The organism is Streptomyces sp. KR55, from assembly GCF_052245645.1.
Taxonomy (GTDB): Bacteria; Actinomycetota; Actinomycetes; order Streptomycetales; family Streptomycetaceae; genus Streptomyces; species Streptomyces flavusporus.
Genome location: NZ_JBQQCE010000566.1, coordinates 1 through 5,716, shown reverse-complemented (window position 1 = coordinate 5,716; position 5,716 = coordinate 1). Strand labels below are relative to the sequence as shown.

Annotated in this window: 5 protein-coding genes and 1 pseudogene; 4 read left to right on the top strand and 2 right to left on the bottom strand. The window is 69.7% G+C overall.

Annotated elements, in window-relative coordinates; genetic code table 11:
• The coding region (locus tag ACTWQJ_RS45375; RefSeq protein WP_443312235.1) for a SpoIIE family protein phosphatase at positions 1 to 1,010 on the top strand (1,010 nt) is incomplete at its 5' end.
• 561 nt (positions 1,011 to 1,571) lie between these two features.
• On the opposite strand, the gene tnpA is transcribed toward ACTWQJ_RS45375, so the two are convergent.
• A complete protein-coding gene (gene tnpA, locus ACTWQJ_RS45370) occupies positions 1,572 to 2,000 on the bottom strand; it encodes an IS200/IS605 family transposase (protein ID WP_443312234.1) in 429 nt (142 codons plus the stop codon).
• 104 nt (positions 2,001 to 2,104) lie between these two features.
• Here tnpA and ACTWQJ_RS45365 point away from each other — a divergent pair.
• Positions 2,105 to 3,303: pseudogene (locus ACTWQJ_RS45365) on the top strand (RNA-guided endonuclease InsQ/TnpB family protein); the annotation flags it as partial.
• A gap of 216 nt (positions 3,304 to 3,519) precedes the next feature.
• Positions 3,520 to 4,263 carry an SOS response-associated peptidase gene (locus ACTWQJ_RS45360; RefSeq protein WP_443312233.1) on the top strand — a complete coding sequence of 248 codons (744 nt, stop codon included), beginning with the start codon at positions 3,520 to 3,522 and terminating at the stop codon, positions 4,261 to 4,263.
• A gap of 91 nt (positions 4,264 to 4,354) precedes the next feature.
• Here the strand turns inward: ACTWQJ_RS45360 and ACTWQJ_RS45355 are convergent, their stop codons facing one another.
• Positions 4,355 to 4,597: a hypothetical protein gene (locus ACTWQJ_RS45355; protein WP_443312236.1), complete on the bottom strand. Its 243-nt coding sequence runs from the start codon at positions 4,595 to 4,597 to the stop codon at positions 4,355 to 4,357.
• A 601-nt stretch (positions 4,598 to 5,198) separates the two neighbouring features.
• Here ACTWQJ_RS45355 and ACTWQJ_RS45350 point away from each other — a divergent pair.
• Positions 5,199 to 5,690 (top strand): lamin tail domain-containing protein, encoded by a 492-nt coding sequence (locus ACTWQJ_RS45350; protein WP_443312232.1) that lies wholly within the window; start codon positions 5,199 to 5,201, stop codon positions 5,688 to 5,690.
• Positions 5,691 to 5,716: the final 26 nt, after the last annotated feature.

The window sequence follows — 5,716 nt, the reverse complement described above, 5'->3', positions numbered from 1 at the left end:
GGTTCGACGTCATCCCGCTGTCCGGAACGCGTGTCGGGCTCGTGGTGGGGGACGTGGTGGGCCATGGTCTTCACGCGGCGGTCACCATGGGACGGCTGCGTACGACGGTGCGGGCGCTCGCGCCCATGGACGTGCCCCCCGACGAACTCCTCAAACGGCTCGACGATCTGGTGGGACAGTCGGCGGGGGCCGGTGCGGACCCCCTCGGAGCAGCCGTCGGCGACGACGATGTCGCCACCGGGGCCACCTGCCTCTACGCGGTCTACGACCCCGTGTCGCGGCGCTGCACGATGGCCCGCGCGGGCCACTTGCCGCCCGCGGTCGTGGAGCCGGGCGGACGTGTCAGCTTCCCGGAGCTGCCGGCCGGCCCGCCCCTGGGGCTCGGCGGGCTGCCCTTCGAGTCCCTCGAGGTCGAACTGCCGGTGGGCAGCCTGCTGGCCCTCTTCACGGACGGCCTGGTCGAGTCGCGTGAGCGGGACATCGGCAAGGGGCTGGACACACTGGCGAGGGTCCTCGGCGAGGACTCGAGCTCCCTGGAGGATCTCTGCGACCGTGTCATCGCCGAGCTCCTTCCTGGCAGTACGACCACTGATGACACGGCTCTGCTGCTGGTTCGTACCCGCGAGCTCGACAGCCGTAGGGTCGCCGCCTGGGGCCTTCCGGCCGACCCGATCGCAGCCGGCCAGGCGCGGGAGATGGTCGCCGGCCGACTGAGCGACTGGGGACTGGGCGAACTCGTGTTCACCACCGAGCTGATCGTCAGCGAGCTGGTCACAAATGCCGTGAGGCATGCCGAGGGCCCGCTCCACCTGCGGCTCATCCGCGACAGCACCCTCGTCTGCGAGGTGGCGGACACGGGGCACACGGCCCCGCACCTGCGCCACAGCGCGGACGACGACGAGGGAGGGCGCGGGCTGTTCATCGTGGCCCAGCTCGTCCTGCGGTGGGGGACGCGCTACAGCCGCGACGGCAAGTCCATCTGGACGGAGCAGACCCTGCCCTCGGGCTGACCACGTCGTGCCGGGGCCCGGGCCCACGAAGAGTCCTGCTTCGCGTTTCCGTGCGCGAGGCGGGAGCAAATCGAATTTCTGCCGAGCACGGTGACGAGCAGCGGCAGGTCGATGCTTGTCCATGTCGAGGCGGAGCGTTCCGTACAGGTTGATGTTCGACCAGAACAGCGCGGTCAGTCCGCGCCGGTCCTCATCCGAGAGCTTCCTCGCCCAGGTCGGTTCGCCGCGGGCCTGCTGAAGCCGCAGAGTGTTGACGTGTTCTCTGAAGGCCACGTCCGCTGGAGTGGTGTATCGACGGCCACTCGGTGATCTCGTTTTGAGGCTATGCGGGAGTTCGGTGGGCAGGACGGTGTCGCCGCAGGTCAAGGGCGTCCAATGCCCGAGGCCCTGCGGCACGCCGTGGCGCGGCAGGCCGACGCGGAGTGCGACCGGCGCGCCGACGCCACTGACCGCGGTCTACCTTTGATCTTGCGCAGTGCTCCGCGCTTCGGGGCGGAGGCGAAGCGCATCCATCCTTGGCGGCCCGGCGCGGAGCGCCGGGGTATCGCTGCGCAGCAGGGCTCACACGGGGCGCTGCTGGTTGTCGATGTACTGGCGTACGACGGTCAGCGGCGCCCCGCCGCAGCTTCCGGCGAAGTAGGAGCCGGACCAGAAGTGCCCGCCCCACAGGCGCCGGCCCACGTGCGTGCTGTACTCCTTGCGCAGCAGCCGGGCGGAGACGCCCTTGAGGGAGTTGACCAGCTTGGAGAGCTGGACCTTGGGCGGGTAGTGCACGAGCAGGTGTACGTGATCGTGTTCGCCGTTGAACTGCTTCAGTTCGGCCTCGAAGTCCGCGCATACCTCTCGCATGATCTCTTCACACCGGCTGAGCATGGCATCGGTGAAGACGCCACGCCGGTACTTCGTGACGAACACCAAATGGACGTGAAGGTGGTGGACGACATGACGGCCTGTGCGGACATCGGGGTTTGGATCCCAGCGTGGCGACATAAACCAAACGGTACAGTGATCGTGTGACCACGGAACGTGCGCTGGAGAAGCGGCAGTTCGGGCATCGCGCCCGGCCGGCACTGACGCCTGCGCAGGTCCGGCTCATCGACGACCAGGCCCACGCAGCCCGCGCGGTGTGGAACCTGCTGCACGACTGGTGGACGATGCTGCCCAAGGACAAGCGTTCCCTGGCCGCCGCCGATACGGCAATCCGCCAGGCCCGCAAGGAGATCAACTGGCTGGGCGTCCTGCCCGCCCAGGCGGCCAGGCAGTCCTCAAGACGTACTTCCAGGCGTGGAAGAACTGCTGGGAAGGCCATGCCGACGCGCCGAACTTCAAGGCCCGCTTCCGCACCGTGATGAGCGTGGACGTCCCGCAGGGATGCGACCTGCACATCACACGGGTGCACCGCCGCTGGGGCATGGTCAACATCCCCAAGGTCGGCCGCATCCGCTTCCGCTGGACCAGGGACCTGCCGGTCGGCAAGAACGCGAACGCCGACAACCGGATCACCGGCGCCCGGCTCATCAAGGACGCGCTCGGCTGGCATATCGCCTTCCGCGTGACGACCCTCGAAGCCGCGCCCGGGCCGCACACCGGCCCCGAAGTCGGCATCGACATGGGCGTCGCCGTCGCGGTGGCCCTGTCGGACGGAACCGCCAAGACCCACGGCACGTGGCTGACCGAACGGGAACAGGCCAAACTGCTCCGCCTGGAGCGGCGGGCCGCGCACCGCAAGAGCTTCCGCAAGCCGGGCCAGCGCACCTCGAACCGGCTGCAGCGGACCTACGACCAGATCGCGAGCCTGCGCGCGAGAGCCAAGCGCAGGGCAACCGACTGGCAGCACCAGACCACCACCGACATCGCCCGACGGTACGGCGTGATCGTGGTGGAAGACCTGGCCATCACGAACATGACCAAGAGCGCCAAGGGCACCGTGGAGAACCCGGGAAGGAACGTCGCGCAGAAGTCCGGCCTCAACCGCTCCATCAGCCAAGAGGCATGGGGCAGGACCGTGATGATGCTGACGTACAAGACCGCCCGCCACGGCGGCACCCTGCACAAGGTCCCCGCCCCCGGCACCTCCCAGCGCTGCTCCGCGTGCGGCTTCACCACACCCGGCAGCCGGGAGTCCCAGGCCGTGTTCGTGTGCAAGAACGAAGGCTGCGGCTGGTCGGGCAACGCCGACCACAACGCCGCCCGGAACATCCTGAACCTGTACCGGACGGGCCTCGCGCTCGTCCCGGCTGCCGGAAGGGCAGTCGTCAGGCGCGCTCCCCGCGTCAAGCCCGCCACCGCAAGGCAGGAGGGAATCTCCCGGCTTCAGCCGGGAGAGCACTTCAAGGTCGTAGTGCCTTGCGCCGACGACAGGACGGCAGGGCCGGGGCGGTGCCGCGCACCGCGGCTCTGGTCGGCTGGTTGCGGGTTGTGGCACATCAGCCCTCTCGTGAGCAGCTTCGTCCACACGACACAGCACCGGTGCAGTTGCAGGCAGCAGGGGCAGTGAGAGAGTGGCTTCATGTGCGGCCGCTACGTGTCCACCCGCAGCCCCGAGGACCTGGCCCAGCTCTTCCGGGTCACCGACTGGCGCGCCGAGGAGACGCTCGCGCCGAACTGGAACGTCGCCCCGACCAACGACGTGTGGGCCGTCCTGGAGCGCACCCCGCGCGACGAGGGTGATGCCGCGCCGGTGCGGCGGGAGCTGCGGCCGCTGCGCTGGGGCCTGGTGCCCTCGTGGGCCAAGGACGTCAAAATCGGCGCGCGGATGATCAACGCCAGGGTGGAGACCGTGCACGAGAAGCCTGCCTTCCGGCGTGCATTCGTGCGCCGCCGCTGTCTGCTGCCGGCCGACGGCTTCTACGAGTGGCAGCAGATCAAGGCCGTGGACACGGGCAGGGCCCGCAAGCAGCCGTACTTCATCCACCCTGAGGGCGGACGGGTGATGGCGCTCGCCGGCCTGTACGAGTACTGGCGCGACCCCGAGGTCAAACGGGACGACGACCCGGCCGCGTGGCTGATGACCTGCACGATCATCACCACCGAGGCCACCGACGCGGCCGGACGCGTCCACCCCCGCATGCCCCTCGCGCTCACGGAGGAGCACTACGACGCCTGGCTTGACCCCGACCACCAGGACCCCGACGAGCTGCGCGCGCTGCTGACCCAGCCCGCAGGCGGCCACCTGGACGCCCGCCCGGTCTCCACGGCCGTCAACAACGTCCGCAACAACGGCCCTCAGCTCCTCGAAGAGGCTGTTCCGTAGGCGTGCCCGCCGCCTTCGCCGGGCGCGGCATCCGGCGGTAGTTCTGCCGAGGTCGGCGAAGGCGGACCTGGCGGGGACAGCACCGAGGGCTTCACGTCGTGTGGTGCAGCCAGCGTTGGAGGGCGGCGTTGATGCTGGCGGGCAGGGCGCTGAGCTGGTCGATGGCGTCGCGGTCGTCGGGGTGGGGTGGGATGCCGGCCGCGGTCAGGGCTGCGTGCAGGTCGAGGCGTCGCTGGTCGCGGGGGTCGATGGTGAAGGCGAGGCGGTGGGCGGGGTTCGGCGGCGGGAGCAGGTAGTCGCTGTCCCCTGGCTGTCCGGCGGGGGCCGGCCAGATGGGGGCGGACTCGTGGCCGGCGCAGGGGCCGGCGGGGGAACGGGGCGCGCTGTGCTGGAAGGCAGTGGTAGTCACGTCGCTCTCCTCACGGGCAGCTTGCAGATGCAGGACCAGAGGCGCCCGGGGGCCGCGGCGGTTGCGGGCGTGGCGGGGCTTCATGCGGATGGCGTCATCGGCGGGTCATCGTCTGGTCTGACCGGCAGGGTGCGTTGCCGTGGTGCGTGACGGAGGGCTCTGTTACGCACTTTCGGGTGAGGGGGGCAGGCCGCTGCCGGCCGGCGTGCCGGGAGACGGGGGCGGGGCCGGCCGATGCCTGCCGGGCGATGCAGGTCGGTGGGCCATCACCTCGGGAGCATTTGACGCATAGATGGACATTGAAGGTGAGAGTAACGGCGATGTGGGCGATTTGTAACACAGTGCGCGTACCACATTCACCTGCCGCAGCCGCGGCCAGGGTGTGCATGCGCGGCCAGCCGGCCGCCACTCACGCACCGCACCATCACATCCCCTCGAACGCCCGCCCCGGGCCGAGAAAAAGGGGGGACCGGTGCCTGCACTCGCAGGAGGCTTTGTGTCTTCTTCCGTTGCAACCGCCCGTCGAATGTCCGTCGCAGCGCTCGCGGCCGCTGCCGCCCTGGGCGCCACGGCGCTGCCGGCATCGGCCGCCGGCCACCCGCGCCCGGATGGCGCCAAGGTGGAGATCTCGGCCGTGCAGTACGACTCCCCGGGCTTCGACGACGGCTCCAACCGCTCGCTGAACAGGGAGTGGGTGGAAATCACCAACAACAGCCGCCGCGAGGTCAACCTGGACGGCTGGACCCTCCAGAGCGGAGACGGTGACACCTACACCTTCGACGGCTACCGCCTCGAAGGCCGCTCAACGGTGCGCATCCACACCGGCTTCGGCCGCGACACCGACACCGACCTCTACCAGGACAGCCGAGACTACGTCTGGGGCAACCGCTCCGACACCGCGACCCTGCGCAACGACCGCGGCCGCTTCATCGACGACTACGCATGGGGCCACGACCGAGACCGTCACCACTACAACCGAGACCGTCACCATCACAGCGGCGGCCACCACCGGCAGTAAACGGGTCGGACAGCCGGCCCAAGGGC